Source organism: Mycobacterium sp. 852002-40037_SCH5390672, from assembly GCF_001665875.1.
Classification (GTDB): domain Bacteria; phylum Actinomycetota; class Actinomycetes; order Mycobacteriales; family Mycobacteriaceae; genus Mycobacterium.
The window spans coordinates 43,981-57,508 of record NZ_LZTA01000008.1; the positions used below are offsets into that span (position 1 = coordinate 43,981).

15 protein-coding genes are annotated in these 13,528 nt (G+C 69.2%); 9 read left to right on the top strand and 6 right to left on the bottom strand.

From position 1 onward, the window contains the following. The first annotated feature begins 55 nt into the window (after positions 1-55). Positions 56-1,201, top strand: coding sequence for a D-alanine--D-alanine ligase family protein (locus tag A5782_RS02130; RefSeq protein WP_067094425.1), 1,146 nt, complete (start codon positions 56-58; stop codon positions 1,199-1,201). 110 nt (positions 1,202-1,311) lie between these two features. Here the strand turns inward: A5782_RS02130 and A5782_RS02135 are convergent, their stop codons facing one another. Beyond that, on the bottom strand, positions 1,312-1,875 hold the full coding sequence (locus tag A5782_RS02135) for a DUF3515 domain-containing protein (protein WP_067094429.1): 564 nt from the start codon (positions 1,873-1,875) through the stop codon (positions 1,312-1,314). 182 nt (positions 1,876-2,057) lie between these two features. On the opposite strand from A5782_RS02135, the gene A5782_RS02140 reads away from it, so the two are divergent. The 3 genes from A5782_RS02140 to A5782_RS02150 are packed head-to-tail and all read left to right on the top strand — an operon-like array spanning position 2,058 to position 4,671. After that, a complete protein-coding gene (locus tag A5782_RS02140) occupies positions 2,058-3,017 on the top strand; it encodes a thiamine-phosphate kinase (RefSeq protein ID WP_067094431.1) in 960 nt (319 codons plus the stop codon). Positions 3,018-3,058: 41 nt separating this feature from the next. Next, positions 3,059-3,742, top strand: coding sequence for a uracil-DNA glycosylase (locus A5782_RS02145; protein WP_067094777.1), 684 nt, complete (start codon positions 3,059-3,061; stop codon positions 3,740-3,742). Between the two features lie 5 nt (positions 3,743-3,747). Next, positions 3,748-4,671 (top strand): NADP-dependent oxidoreductase, encoded by a 924-nt coding sequence (locus tag A5782_RS02150; protein ID WP_067094780.1) that lies wholly within the window; start codon positions 3,748-3,750, stop codon positions 4,669-4,671. Between the two features lie 28 nt (positions 4,672-4,699). On the opposite strand, the gene A5782_RS02155 is transcribed toward A5782_RS02150, so the two are convergent. The 4 genes from A5782_RS02155 to A5782_RS02170 are packed head-to-tail and all read right to left on the bottom strand — an operon-like array spanning position 4,700 to position 8,421. Then, a complete protein-coding gene (locus A5782_RS02155; RefSeq protein WP_067094434.1) occupies positions 4,700-5,530 on the bottom strand; it encodes an oxidoreductase in 831 nt (276 codons plus the stop codon). A gap of 1 nt (position 5,531) precedes the next feature. Beyond that, a complete protein-coding gene (locus A5782_RS02160; protein ID WP_067094437.1) occupies positions 5,532-6,776 on the bottom strand; it encodes a DUF1214 domain-containing protein in 1,245 nt (414 codons plus the stop codon). Further along, positions 6,769-7,974 (bottom strand): sulfotransferase, encoded by a 1,206-nt coding sequence (locus A5782_RS02165; RefSeq protein ID WP_067094440.1) that lies wholly within the window; start codon positions 7,972-7,974, stop codon positions 6,769-6,771. Before A5782_RS02165 ends, A5782_RS02160 begins: the two co-directional genes overlap by 8 nt. 3 nt (positions 7,975-7,977) lie before the next feature. Continuing rightward, complete coding sequence (locus A5782_RS02170) at positions 7,978-8,421, bottom strand: nuclear transport factor 2 family protein (RefSeq protein WP_067094443.1); 444 nt, start codon at positions 8,419-8,421, stop codon at positions 7,978-7,980. A 91-nt stretch (positions 8,422-8,512) separates the two neighbouring features. Between A5782_RS02170 and A5782_RS02175 the strand changes: the two genes are divergently transcribed. Together A5782_RS02175 and A5782_RS02180 are read left to right on the top strand one after the other, a co-directional pair. Beyond that, the gene (locus A5782_RS02175; RefSeq protein ID WP_067094446.1) at positions 8,513-9,403 is read left to right on the top strand and encodes an SDR family NAD(P)-dependent oxidoreductase; all 891 of its coding nucleotides are present in this window, start codon (positions 8,513-8,515) and stop codon (positions 9,401-9,403) included. A gap of 2 nt (positions 9,404-9,405) precedes the next feature. Next, complete coding sequence (locus A5782_RS02180; RefSeq protein WP_067094448.1) at positions 9,406-10,227, top strand: mycofactocin-coupled SDR family oxidoreductase; 822 nt, start codon at positions 9,406-9,408, stop codon at positions 10,225-10,227. A gap of 87 nt (positions 10,228-10,314) precedes the next feature. Here A5782_RS02180 and rpmB read toward each other — a convergent pair whose 3' ends face one another. Beyond that, the gene (gene rpmB, locus A5782_RS02185) at positions 10,315-10,506 is read right to left on the bottom strand and encodes a 50S ribosomal protein L28 (protein ID WP_008258973.1); all 192 of its coding nucleotides are present in this window, start codon (positions 10,504-10,506) and stop codon (positions 10,315-10,317) included. Positions 10,507-11,210: 704 nt separating this feature from the next. On the opposite strand from rpmB, the gene A5782_RS02190 reads away from it, so the two are divergent. From A5782_RS02190 to A5782_RS02200, 3 genes are read left to right on the top strand one after another with little or no spacing between them, the layout of a single operon-like run. Next, on the top strand, positions 11,211-11,687 hold the full coding sequence (locus A5782_RS02190) for a transglycosylase SLT domain-containing protein (protein WP_067094451.1): 477 nt from the start codon (positions 11,211-11,213) through the stop codon (positions 11,685-11,687). A 15-nt stretch (positions 11,688-11,702) separates the two neighbouring features. Then, on the top strand, positions 11,703-11,837 hold the full coding sequence (locus tag A5782_RS27020) for a hypothetical protein (RefSeq protein ID WP_255360765.1): 135 nt from the start codon (positions 11,703-11,705) through the stop codon (positions 11,835-11,837). Then, positions 11,824-13,527, top strand: a complete 1,704-nt coding sequence (locus A5782_RS02200; protein ID WP_156623763.1) for a DAK2 domain-containing protein — start codon at positions 11,824-11,826, stop codon at positions 13,525-13,527. The genes A5782_RS27020 and A5782_RS02200 overlap by 14 nt, the downstream gene beginning before the upstream one ends. Position 13,528 lies beyond the last annotated feature (1 nt).

The following is a 13,528-nucleotide window of genomic DNA, read 5'->3' on the forward strand; positions in this document are numbered from 1 at the left end:
GGCAAAGGCCCGCCACCCGACCGGGCCGGGTGCCACCCGGTAGCCTCTTGAGATTGTGAATGCCAGCGAGCGGTCGACGCCGCACCCCAGCTCACGAGGTGGCGATCGGGTGCGCGTCGCCGTCGTCTTCGGCGGCCGCAGCAACGAGCACGCCATCTCGTGCGTCTCGGCAGGCAGCATTCTGCGCAACCTTGACCCGGAGCGGTTCGACGTGGTCGCGATCGGCATCACCCCGGAGGGCTCGTGGGTGCTCACCGACGGCGATCCGGCCGCGCTGGCGATCACCGACCGGCAACTGCCCGAGGTGACGTCCGAATCGGGAACCGAACTGGCGCTGCCGGCCGATCCCCGGCGCAGCGGCCAGTTGGTGTCCCTCGCACCTGGCGCCAGTGAGGTCTTGGCGGCGGTCGACGTGGTGTTTCCGGTGCTGCACGGCGCCTACGGCGAAGACGGCACGATTCAGGGCCTGCTGGAACTCGCCGGTGTGCCATATGTGGGGGCCGGCGTGCTGGCCAGCGCGGCCGGCATGGACAAGGAGTTCACCAAGAAGCTGTTCGCGGCCGAAGGATTGCCGGTCGGCGACTACGCGGTGCTGCGCCCGCCGCCCTCGAGGCTGCGCCCCGAGGAGTGCGAGCGGCTGGGCTTGCCGGTGTTCGTCAAGCCCGCCCGGGGTGGGTCCTCGATCGGTGTGAGCCGGGTGTCGAGCTGGGACCAGTTGGACGCCGCGGTCGCCACGGCGCGCGCGCACGATCCGAAGGTCATCGTGGAGGCGGCGATCGTCGGCCGCGAGCTGGAATGCGGCGTGCTCGAAATGCCCGACGGCACAGTACAAGCCAGCACGCTGGGTGAGATCCGGGTGGCCGGCGTGCGCGGGCGCGAGGATTCTTTCTACGACTTTTCGACCAAATACCTTGACGATGCGGCCGAATTGGATGTGCCCGCCAAGGTGGACGACGAAACCACCGACGCGATACGCCAATTGGCGATTCGGGCGTTCAAGGCCATCGACTGCCAAGGGCTGGCCCGGGTGGACTTCTTCCTCACCGACGACGGGCCGGTGCTCAACGAGATCAACACGATGCCGGGATTCACCACGATCTCGATGTATCCGAGGATGTGGGCGGCCAGCGGCGTGGATTACGCGGCGTTGCTGGCGACGATGGTCGAGACCGCGTTGGCCCGCGGCGTGGGTCTGCGCTAGTGGCGATCGCAAGCGCGGCAGGGCCGGGCGAAGCGGGTCGCTACCATCGGGGCTAGTGGCGATCGCAAGCGCGGCAGGGCCGGGCGAAGCGGGTCGCCACCATCGGGCCGTTACCGGGGCTGGCCGGGATCGATGGGCGCCGCCGGGATGCTGCGATCGATGACGTCGGAGATCCGCTGGATCGGTGTCGGGCCTGATCCGGTCGGCAGTGTCAGCGCGACATAGACTCCGCGGTCCACCGCGTACCAGGTGGATCTGCCCGCATCGCCCGCGGATTGCTGTTCGGAACTCACCTGGAACCACTGCACGCGATCGACGACCTGGATCGGAGAGCCCAGGACGAACTCGGCCGGGCGGTCCAGCCCGCAGCGCAGCACCACCGGGTCGCTGTCCGGCGGCCCCGCCCGCCACGCGGCGGCGCCTTGCGGTGCGGGCTGCTCGAGGGGCGCGCGCTGGTAGTCCCCGAGCCGCTGCGGCAGCGCACCCACCAGCGCGCGGCATGCGGCGCCGTCGGCCTGCGGCGCCGGGACCGCGGGCACGGCAACCGCACGCGGGGGCGCCTCGCGGGTCGCTGCGATGGCCAGGATCACGCCGATGGTCCCGACGGCCAGCGCGATCGCGACGATGATCAGCGCGCGCGACGGCCCGGCATCGGCGTCCGATTCGGTTGCCACCGCCGCGCACCTCCTTCTCTGCTAACCACTATCGCCTTCACTCACCCGGGTGCCAATTTATTCTCGTGCCGAAAGGGGCCCGCCAGGACGCGGGGTTCTACACTGGCGCGGTCCGGTGCGGGGGGCCCTATCGCGGGCCACCGGGGCGCACCGCGGCCCACGACGCGCCGAAGGGAGGTGGCGTGCAGGACGAATCGGGCCAGCCCCCGTCGCTGCAGCAACTCGGTGAGTTCGCCGTGATCGATCGCCTGGTGCGGGATCGCGAGCAGCCTGCCGCGGTCGTGCTCGGGCCGGGCGACGATGCGGCGCTGGTGTCGTGCGGCGATGGCGGCGCGCTGGTGTCGACCGACATGCTTGTGCAGGATCGGCACTTCCGGCTGGACTGGTCGACGCCCCGCGAGATCGGTCGCAAGGCGATCGCCCAGAACGCCGCGGATATCGAGGCGATGGGCGGGCGGCCGACGGCCTTTGTGGTCGCCTTTGGCGCGCCCGGGGACACGCCTGCAGCAACGGTGGACGCGCTGGTCGACGGAATGTGGGACGAGGCGCAGCGGGTCGGTGCGGGCATCGCCGGCGGTGACCTGGTCCACTGCCCGCAGTGGGTCATCTCGGTGACGGTGCTAGGTGACCTGGACGGGCGCGCACCGGTACGACGCTCAGGCGCGCAGCCCGGTGCGCTGATCGCCGTCGCCGGCGACTTAGGCCGCTCGGCCGCGGGCTTTTCGTTGTGGCGCAACGATATTGTCGGCTTCGGTGAGTTGCGGCGCCGGCACGTGGTACCGGAGCCGCCCTATGGTCAGGGCGCGGTGGCGGCGGCCGGGGGTGCGCAGGCGATGATCGACATCTCCGACGGCCTGATCGCCGACCTGCGTCACGTCGCCGACGCGTCCGGGGTCGGCATGGACCTGTCCACCGCGGCACTGGCCGCGGACCGCGATGCGCTTGCCGCGGCAGCGGTGGCCGCGGGCGCCGATGCGTGGCACTGGGTGCTCGGCGGTGGTGAGGACCACGCCCTGGTGGCGTGTTTCGCCGGTCCGGTGCCGGCCGGATGGCGCATCATCGGGCGGGTTCTCGACGGGCCGGCCCGGGTGCTCGTCGACGATCAAGAGTGGAGCGGCTACGCCGGCTGGCAGTCGTACTAGGGTGACGCGGTGACCGTTTACGCGATCGCGACGAGACGATGATGACCGCGCGTCCGCTGGGGGAACTGGTCGAGCCGGGTTGGGCGAGTGCGCTGCAGCCGGTGGCCGACCAGGTGGCCGGGATGGGCCAATTCCTGCGTGCCGAAATCGCGGCCGGGCGCAGGTATCTGCCGGCCGGGCCGAATGTGTTGCGCGCGTTCACCTATCCCTTCGACGACGTCAGGGTGCTGATCGTGGGGCAGGACCCCTACCCGACGCCCGGACACGCTGTGGGCCTGAGCTTTTCGGTGGCGCCTGAGGTGGCGCCGCTGCCGCGAAGTCTGGCCAACATTTTTCAGGAGTACACCGCGGACCTGGGCCATCCGCCGCCCTCGTGCGGTGACCTGACGCCCTGGGCGCAGCGCGGCGTGCTGCTGCTGAACAGGGTGCTCACGGTGCGTCCCAGCAATCCGGCGTCGCACCGCGGCAAGGGCTGGGAGGCCGTGACCGAATGCGCTATCCGCGCGCTGACCGAGCGGTCGCGTCCGTTGGTGGCGATTCTGTGGGGTCGTGACGCATCGACCCTCAAACCGATTCTCGCCCAAGGAAATTGCGTCGCAATCGAGTCGCCGCATCCGTCCCCGCTGTCGGCGTCCCGCGGTTTCTTCGGTTCGCGTCCGTTCAGCCGCGCCAACGAACTGCTGACCGGGATGGGCGCCGACGCGATCGATTGGCGCCTGCCGTGACCGAGATGACCGCGCTGCGGGCGCACCGGCGGGGCGGCCCGGAGCAGCTGGTGCTCGAACGGGCCCCGCGACCGGTGCCGGGCTCGGGCGAAGTCTTGGTGGCCGTACACGCGGCCGGGATCACCTTCGACGAGCTGACGTGGGACGAGACCTGGACCCTCGACGGTGCCAGCCGCGTCCCGGTGATCCCCTCACACGAGGTCTCGGGTGTCGTCGAAGCGGTTGCCGCCGATGTGACGGATTTCGCGCCCGGCGCCGAAGTGTACGGCTTGGTCAGTTTCGACCGCGATGGCGCGGCGGCCGATTTCGTCGCCGTGCCCGCGGCCGACCTGGCTGCCAAGCCGTCGACCGTTTCGCACACCGTCGCCGCCGCGCTGCCGCTGGCCGGCCTGACCGCCCTGCAGGCTTTGGTCGACCACGCCGCCGTGCAACCCGGAGAGAGCGTGCTGGTGCACGGAGGCGCCGGGGGAGTGGGCCTGTTGGCAGTTCAACTGGCCGCACTGCTGGGTGCGCGGGTGACCGCGACCGTGCGCAGCGACACCGCGAGTCTTTTGCGCGGGTGCGGCGCGCAGCGGGTGATCGACGTGCGCACCGAGGCATTCGATGAAACCGGCTACGACGTCGTCATCGACACGGTCGGTGGTCAGACGTTGCAGAGATCATTCGGCGTGCTGCGGCGCGGGGGGCGCCTGGTCACCTTGTCCGCACCGCCCCCAGACGGCAGAGCCGAGGAGTTCGGCGTCACTGCAACCTTTTTCATCGTCACTCCGAATCGGGATCAACTCAACGAACTCGCCGCGCTGGTCGACAGTGACCGGTTGCACGTCGCGATCGCCCAGACGTTCGGGCTCGACGAGGGCCGGAAAGCGTTTGAAAGCCGCAGCCATGGCAGGCGTGCCGGCAAGACTGTCATCGTCGTGCGGGACTGATCGGCTCGTCGGACGCCGACCGTGGGGCCTACGAACCCGGGAAGTTCACGTCCTTCGTGACGGCCTTCCACTCTTCGATGGACGCCGACATCGCAGCGATCTTGTCCCGCATGGCCTTCAGCACGTCACGACCCAGCAGCAGCCGCAGTGGCGGCTCGTCGAGCGTGGTCACCATCAGCACCGCTTCGGCTACCTTGCGCGGATCACCGGGCAGGTGATCGGCGAATTGCTTGATCAGGTCCTTGCGTGCCGCGACATCGGCATAGTCGGCTATCGGGCTGCCCGATTCCTTCATCGACCGGGTCGCCCAATCGGTGCGGAACGCGCCCGGCTCGATCGCGGTCACCTTGATGCCCAGCGGGCGCACCTCGGCGGCCAGCGCTTCGGTCACCGCCTCCAGCGCGAACTTGGTCGACGAGTAATAGGCGTTGGGCGGGTTTGCCACCAGGCCCGTCATCGAGGAAATGTTGATGATGTGCCCCGATCCGCGGGCGCGCATGGCCGGCAGCACCGCCTTGATCATATCGACGGCACCGAAATAGTTCACGTCGAACAGCTTTCGAACCTCGGTGTCCTCCCCCTCTTCCACCGAGGACAGGTACCCGTGGCCGGCGTTGTTGACCAGGACGTCGATCCCGCCGAACGCCGTCTGGGCCGCCGACACCGCCGCCGCGATCTGGGCGGGGTCGGTCACGTCGAGGGCGACGGCGACGGCCCGATCCCCGAATTCGTCGGGGATATCCTGCACGGTCTCGGGCCGCCGCGCGGTCACCACCACGCTGTGGCCGGATTGCAGTGCGGCGCAGGCGATTTCGCGACCAAAGCCCGTGGAGCATCCCGTGATAAGCCAGCGCGACATCTCAGATCGTCCCTTCCGGCAGGCGGCGCAGATAGGCCTTGCGGCGCGCGGCCAGCTCGGCCGCGCGCTGCTGCTCGCCGACTCGCGGCAAGTGCGGCACCTCGGCATCGAGCCGGTCCAGCTTGACCACCCGCCCGCGTGCCCCGAGGTCTTCGCGCGGACCGGCGTCACCGAACTCCGCCAGGCGCAGCGTCAAAATGGCCTCCCGCAACCCGTCGGAGTCGATCCAGTTGGCCACGCCGGGGTCCACCGGCGAGATCACGTAGGTGTAGCTGCCGTCCTCGTTGGCCACCGACTGCGCCTTGTTGAGGCTGCCGGTGCGGTCGACGAGGTCGAGCGTGGTGCCCCAGATGTTGCTCAGCGGCACCGTGAAGTATTCGGCGCCACCGTCATTCAGGTCGACGACGAACGCCTCGTCGGGGGCGAGGTCGAACCGGCCCATCACGTAGACCTGGTTGCGCATCGCGCCGACCTTGTCGGCAGACCAGGCCAGGTTGAAATGGTTGGCGGGCATCTTGTACACGCCGTGGCTGAGCTTGCCGGTGAAGTTGGCGAAGTACTCTATCATCGCCGCCGTCGCCGCGGCCTGCTCGTCGAGCGTGCGCGCGGGGGTTGCCGGCGAACCGCCAAGCCGTCGCACCTCAATGTGATTGGGGTCGTCACGGCCCCAGTCCAGCAGCACGTCACGGATGTAGAACTCGTGGGCCTCCGGCGAGGTTTGCACATGGTTTCCTCGCCCGTTGGCGGGGTCGGCGTCGACAGTGATGACGTAGCTGCCGTCGGAGTCGACGAGCATGGTGCGACCGTTGAGCACGGCGACGGTGCCCATCTGCGCGTCCCACAGCGTGAAGTAGTTCTCCGTCATGCGGTGCTCGCCGACCCGCCCGCGTATCTCGTAGCGTTCGTCGCCGGAGATCGGGATCACCCGGTACACGCTGTCGGGATTGTCGATGCCCCAACGCGATCCGGGAATCCGACGGCCGTCCACCGGATGTGCCAGGCGGGTGATGCAGCTGACCTTGGGCCGCAGCTTGTCCTGATTGGACGACCACATTGCCGCCGAGAACATCACCTCGGCGAACGCATCGTCGAACCGTTCACGCATCGCGTCCGACGCCTTGGCGCGACCGAGCCAGGTCTGCGCGACCGTGCGGTAGGCGGCCTTGACTTCTGGATGCTCGATCAGGTCAAGGGCCGCCAGCTCCTGTTCGTGCTGGGACGCCGTCGCGACCGGGTCCTCAGGCATGTGCTGTTCCTCCGATTTGCTGTCCGAAACGCTTGTTGTACAACGCGAATCGCTCATCGACCTGCTCGGGACGCAGGCCGTAGTTCTCCAGCCCGTAGGGTGGCCGCGGCACCTCTCGGGGACGGTGGGCCAGCCAGCGCCGCATCGCCTCCTCGGCTGCTGTCGTCAGCGGCAGCCCGATGGCGTCGTAGACGCGGGCCACCTGACCGATCGGGTCGGCCACCGCCTCGTCGAACCCGATGTCGGTGACCCTGGCGGCGGCTCGTCCTGTTTCCAAGTCCCAGCCGTCGCGGATCGTCATCGCCCGATCAGTGGTCCAGCCCATCCGCTCCAGCCATTGCGCACCCACCCGGTGCACGTCGACGGCATCGGCGTGCATCGCATGCAGGGTCGCGTTCAAACTGGCCCCCGAGGCGATCGTGGTGCGCGGGTCACGATGCATGTGCACGATGTGCAGATCGGGGAACTGTGCCCGCAGGAGATTCAAATACCCTAGGTGCGCAGGCGATTTGAGCACCCAGCGCCGGCCCTGCACGCCGCCCCGGTGTTTCTGCCACTGCAGGAACTGCAGCATGCGGTGCAGATAATCGTAGGCGGGGGAGAAGTCCTGGCCGTCGAGCCAGGACCGGTACCGCGGCAGGTGCGCGCCCGACTCGGGGACATGCGACAGGAACGCGTCGGCGAGGAAGACGATCTCCTCTTCGGCCTCCCTGGCGTACATGGGGTGGATCGAGAACAATGCGGGCGCCAGTTCGCGGGATTTCGCTTCTCGCGCTTCGCTGATCGCGATGCGCGGGTCGGCGTCATCGGTGAACTGGTGGTTCAGCCGGGGCGCGACCTCCACGACCTCCCACCCGTAGGCGCAGACGAACCGCGGGTCGGCGGCCAGCAGCCGCTGCAGCAGCGTGGTGCCGCTGCGCATCATCCCGACGACGACGATCGGCGCAACCACCCGCTCGTCGAGGATCTCCGGGTGGCGGCGGATCCACTCCTGCGCGCGCAGCCGCATCCGAAGGCTGTGCACGATGCCCGACCGCAGGATGTGCACACCGATGTCGTTGAGATCGGTGCGTGCGTAGTCGGCGAGCAACACCCGCAACGGGTCGGCGAATTCGCCCGGGCCCCAGTCGGTCAGCTCTTCCTTGCGTTGCGCGTCGGCCAGCACGCCGGCCGGGTCGAACGCGCTCGCGGATCCCACGGGTCAGAACTTCAGATGCCGGCTGACGTCGCCGACCTGGTCGACGAACATGGTGCGGCTGTCGAAGCACCAGGCGCCGTCCACCCGGTGAAAGGTGTCCTTGTAATGCCCCGTGACGATGACCTGCAGCGGCAGGTCGTCGGTGGCTTGGGTGACGCAGTAATAGGACGCGCTGCGCGCGGTCCCGGCCGCCTCGTCGATGTAGAGCTGCACGTTGGTCGTGTTGTGTTTGGTCTTCGGGGTGCCGTCGTCGTAGATACGCGTGGCCATCTCATACATCTCGCGCACCCGGGCGGAGCCGGCGAACACGGTCTCGGGCGGGCCGTCCTCCACCCCGCAGATGCGGCCGTGCTCGAAGAGCCGGGCCACCGCGTCCAGATCCCCGCGGTCGAGAAGCTGCGCATAGGTGTAGATGAGGTTGGTGATCTCGGTGGCGCTGTCAGTCATGTCGAACCGCCTCGGGGAAAGTCTGCCGCTGTGCCTTATGTTGGCAGAACCGGTCCAACTTACATAGAACCGACCATTACTCTGGATCGCCGTGACCTTACCGTGGACGCCGAGCAGGCTCGGCAACCTCAGCGGCAAACGCGTGATCGTGACCGGAGCAACCAACGGCGTCGGGCTGGGCACAGCGCGTGCGCTCGCCAAAGCCGGCGCGCACGTGATCCTGGCCGTGCGCAACACCGAACTCGGCGAGCGACGTGCGGGCGAGATCGGCGGCTCGACCGCCGTGGCCAAGCTCGACCTCGCCGACCTTTCTTCGGTGAGGGCTTTCGCTGGCCTGATCACCGAGCCCGTGGACATCCTGATCAACAACGCCGGTGCCCTGACCGACCGGCGCACCGAGACGGTCGACGGCTTCGAGATGACGCTGGGCACCAACCTGCTCGGACCCTTCGCCCTGACCAACCTGCTGCTGGGAAAGGTGCGTTCGCAGATCATCAACGTCGGCTCCGATGCACACCGGTCGGCGACGCTGCGGCTCGACGACCCGCACCTGCGTCAGCACAAGTGGACGAGGCTGAGCGCCTACGCGCAGTCGAAACTCGCGGTCATGCTGTGGGGGCTAGAGCTGGACCGCAGGCTGCGCGCGGCCGGATCACCGATCGTCACGCAGCTCACCCACCCGGGCTGGGTGGCCTCGAACCTGTCGAACCTGGGCGACTCGCCGCTGATGTCGCTGGCTCACAAGGGGGTCAAAGTGGTGGCCGACCGGTTGGCCAATGACATCGACGAAGGTGCGGCGCCCACGCTCTACTGCATCAGCGAGCCGATTCCGCCGGGCAGCTACGTCGGGGTCAGCGGCAGGCTCGGGCTGCGCGGCGGCCCGGTGCTCATCGGCCGCACGCCGCTCGCGTGCGACTACGACACGGCCGCGCGGCTGGTGGCCGTCGCCGAACGCGAGACCGCCACGACACTGGAGGTGTAGTCATGGGTGAATTCGACAATACGGTTGCCGTCATCACCGGCGCCGCGCGCGGCCAGGGCCGCAGCCACGCCGTGGCACTGGCCGAGCAGGGTGCGGACATCATCGCCGTGGACATCTGCGCCGACCTCGAGGCGATTCCCTATGCCTTGGCGACCGAATCCGATCTTGCCGAGACCGTGCGGTTGGTCGAGGCGGCCGGCCGCAGAGCGGTTCCGGTGGCCGCCGACGTCCGCGACCTCAAGGGGCTACAGGCCGGAGTGCAGACCGGCGTCGACGAACTCGGCGACATCGACGTCGTCGTCGCCAACGCCGGGGTGGTGGCGATCGGGGTCACCGATCCCGAATCCGAACCGGTGTTCAACACCATCGTCGACACCAACCTCAAGGGTGTCTGGCACACGCTGCTGGCGACGGTGCCCTCGATCGTGCGCAAGGGCCGGGGCGGCTCGGTGGTGCTGGTCAGCTCGTCGCAGGGCCTGACCGGTCGTGGCGGCGACGGCAGCGCGGCGATGTTCGCCTACGCCGCGTCCAAACACGGTGTGGTGGGGCTGATGCGCTCGGCGGCGAATGCTTATGCCCCGCACAAGATTCGGGTCAATTCGATCCACCCGAGCGGCGTCGCGACGCCGATGATCCTCAACGATTTCGTGGTGAACCGGATGCTGGAGAACCCCAACCCGGCTCTGTCGCAGACGCTGCTACCCGATGTGCCGTTGGTCGAGGCGCAAGACGTCACCGAAGCGGTGCTCTGGCTTGCCGGCCCGCGGTCGCGCTATATAACCGGCGCCGCGATTCCGGTGGATGCCGGCCACGTCGTCATGTGAACGACGGCTGCTCAGCTTCATGGTGGCGACCCGCTGCGCCCGGCTACGCCGCGCTTGCGATCGCCACGGCCGCGCTTGCGATCGCCGCTAGCCCCGGACGACCTTGCCGGCCTTGATGCAGGACGTGCAGACGTTCAGGCGCTGCTTGTTGCCGCCCGGACGGGCGACGTGCACGGTCTGAACGTTGGGGTCCCATCGGCGACTGGTGCGGCGGTGGGAGTGCGACACCGACTTACCGAAGCCGGGGCCTTTCCCGCAGATGTCGCACACAGCGGCCATTGTTCAAGCTCCTCAAATCTCGGGGGTCCGGCAATCTGGCCGGGACGGCCCAGGTTACCGGGCACACCTGAGGATACCGACTGTCGTGGCAACCACCAAAACGGTTCATCACCGGCTGGCCCTGCGCTTACGTGAGGTCACGGGGGGTCAGCTGTGCGCTGGAACCGCGTCAGCTGTCGACATGGAGTCGATCACAGTACCGGTCGCATCGAGGGTTGCCGGGGCGCACGGCCGCTAGGATGACAGCGCCGCCGATGGTCGGTGCAATCGCTGCCTGTGTCAGGCGTGGACGGTGCGCTGACCGTGGCTGAAGTCTTCTTCCCGGCGGTGCCGGCCCGCGCGAAGCTGCGGATGAGGCTGGGAAGCAAATATCGGCAGGCTTGAGGGGAGTGCGCGGGGTGGTTGCGCGCGCCGTAAACACGGCTGGTTCCGCCCGCGTCGAAAGCCGGCGGGGCCCCGCGGTGGGTGTACGACGTTTGGTCGCGCGTTTGCGCCGGGTCGCTCGGTTGCGGCGGGTCGCGGCGGCCTATCTGATGGTGGCGGCGCTGGGCAGCGTGGCTATAGGGAGTACCTCAGTGAACTGCCCGACGGCTGTGGGCGGGCAGTACGGCATAGGGCAGGGCGGGCTGGGCCCGAGAGCATCGCGGTCCGGTCAACCCAATGCGGCGACGACGTGGTGGCAGCCCGGTGGCCTTCGCGCCGCGGTGCAGGAGGCTGTCGCCGTGCGCGGCGGTATCCAGCTGGGGCAGGTTGCTTTCGACGGTCGAGGAGCGTGGCCGGACGGACCGGAGGCGATCCGCGGCTATCTCGAGGAGGCGCTGACGCGGATCGGGGTTACCGAGGCGTCGGCCCGTGGCCACTGGATTGACGGCATGATGACCATCGCCGATCACGAATCGGAGTTTCACTCGGCTGCGATCAACCTGTCAGACAGCAATTCCTATGGGCCTCCCCAGCCCGACGGCGGCCCGCTGCACGCAACGCGCGGCCCGTGGCAGGTAATGCCGGACACGTTCGCGGCGTTTCACCAGCCGGGGACGTCGAATTCGGCGTGGGATCCGGTGGCCGCCGCGTGCGCGTCGATGAACTATCAGATGAGCCGCTATGGGGTCAGCCGCGATGGCAGCAATGAGCGCATGCTGGTGGGGCAGGCCAATCCCGGTATCCGGCAGGGCTATTAGGGATCTGCCGCGCTGATGGCCGGCGGCTCAATCTTCCTCAACGGCGCGGAGCAACTGAGCACGACGGCTCCGGGGCCGGGCTACGCTGGCGCGCACCGGGTGCTGGGCATCGAAGCTGCGGAGGAGGTGGGTCACCCTGGGCACTGCTGATACGTCGCAGGACCGTCTCCTGGACGCGATCACCCTGCGCGACTGGGCGCACACCGCCGTCAGCGACCTGATCACGCACATCGACGAGATCAACCGGCTCAACGTGTTCCCCGTCGCCGACTCCGACACCGGGGCCAACATGCTGTTCACCATGCGTTCCGCCCTGGCCGAGGCCAACGTGGGCGCAGGCTCGGAGGGCGGCTCAAGCTGCGTGGCCCGGGCCGCGGCGGCGCTGTCGGCCGGCGCGCTGAACGGCGCCCGCGGCAATTCCGGGGTGATCCTGTCGCAGATCCTGCGCGGCGTCGCCGACGTCACCGCGACCGCGGCGGCCGACGCCGGCGGCGAGCTGCCCCACATCGACGTCGTCATCTTTGGTGCCGCGCTGCAGCGCGGCGTGGAGCTGGTCATCAGCTCGATGGGTGGCGAGGAGGTCCCCGGGACCATCGTCTCGGTGCTGCGGGCGGCCGCGAACGCCGTTGCGCAGTGCGCAGCCGCGGGGGACGGCCTGGCGCCGGCGGTCATCGCGGCCGGTGACGCGGCGGTGGTCGCCCTGGAAAAGACCCCCGAACAACTCGACGTGCTCGCCGACGCCGGTGCGGTGGACGCCGGCGGGCGTGGCCTGCTGGTCCTGCTGGACGCGCTGCGGTGCACCATCACCGGGCAGGCGCCGGCCCGCACGGTGTACGAACTGGCGCCACGAGCACTGCAACCGGAGGCGTCCGCGCAGCGCCCGGCGCCCCACTTCGAGGTGATGTACCGGCTGGACGGCTGCGAGCCCCCGGCGGCGGACGCGCTGCGGGACCGGCTGGCGGAGCTGGGTGACTCGGTGGGCATCGCGTCGGCGCCGTCGTCGGCTCAGCGCACGTACTCGGTCCACGTGCACACCGACGACGCCGGCGCCGCCGTGGAGGCGGGACTGGCGGCCGGGCGGCTCAGCCGGATCGTCATCTCGGCGTTGAGCTCCGGCACCCCGGGGCTGCCCGCCGGCGGCTGGACGCGGGAGCGCGCGGTGCTGGCCGTGGTCGACGGTGACGGCGCCGCGGACCTGTTCGCGGGCGAGGGTGCCTGCGTGCTGCAACGCGACCCGGTCGCGCACGATCCCGTCACCAACATCAGCGCGCACCAGCTGATGCGGGCCATCGTCGACACCGGCGCCGCACAGGTGATGGTGCTGCCCAACGGATATGTCGCGGCCGAGGAGCTGGTGGCCGGATGCACCGCGGCCATCGGCTGGGGGGTCGACGTGGTACCGATCCCGACGGGGTCGATGGTGCAGGGGCTGGCCGCGCTGGCCGTGCACGAGACCGACAGGCAGGCCGTGGACGACGGCTACACCATGGCCCGCGCCGCCGGCGCGGCACGGCACGGCTCGGTGCGCATCGCGACCGAGAGCGCGTTGACGTGGGCGGGGCGCTGCCGCCCCGGCGACGGCCTGGGCATTGCGGGGGATGAGGTGCTGATCGTGGCCTCCGATGCGGTCGGGGCGGCGATCGGTCTGCTCGATCTCCTGCTGGCCTCAGGCGGTGACCTGGTGACGGTGCTGCTGGGCGCCGGCATCGAGACCGACTGCGACGCCGGCGCCGTCGGCGACATCCTGGAAGAACACATGCACGACCACCACCCCGGGACCGAACTGGTCACCTACCGGACCGGCCATCACGGTGACGCGCTGCTGATCGGGGTCGAGTAGC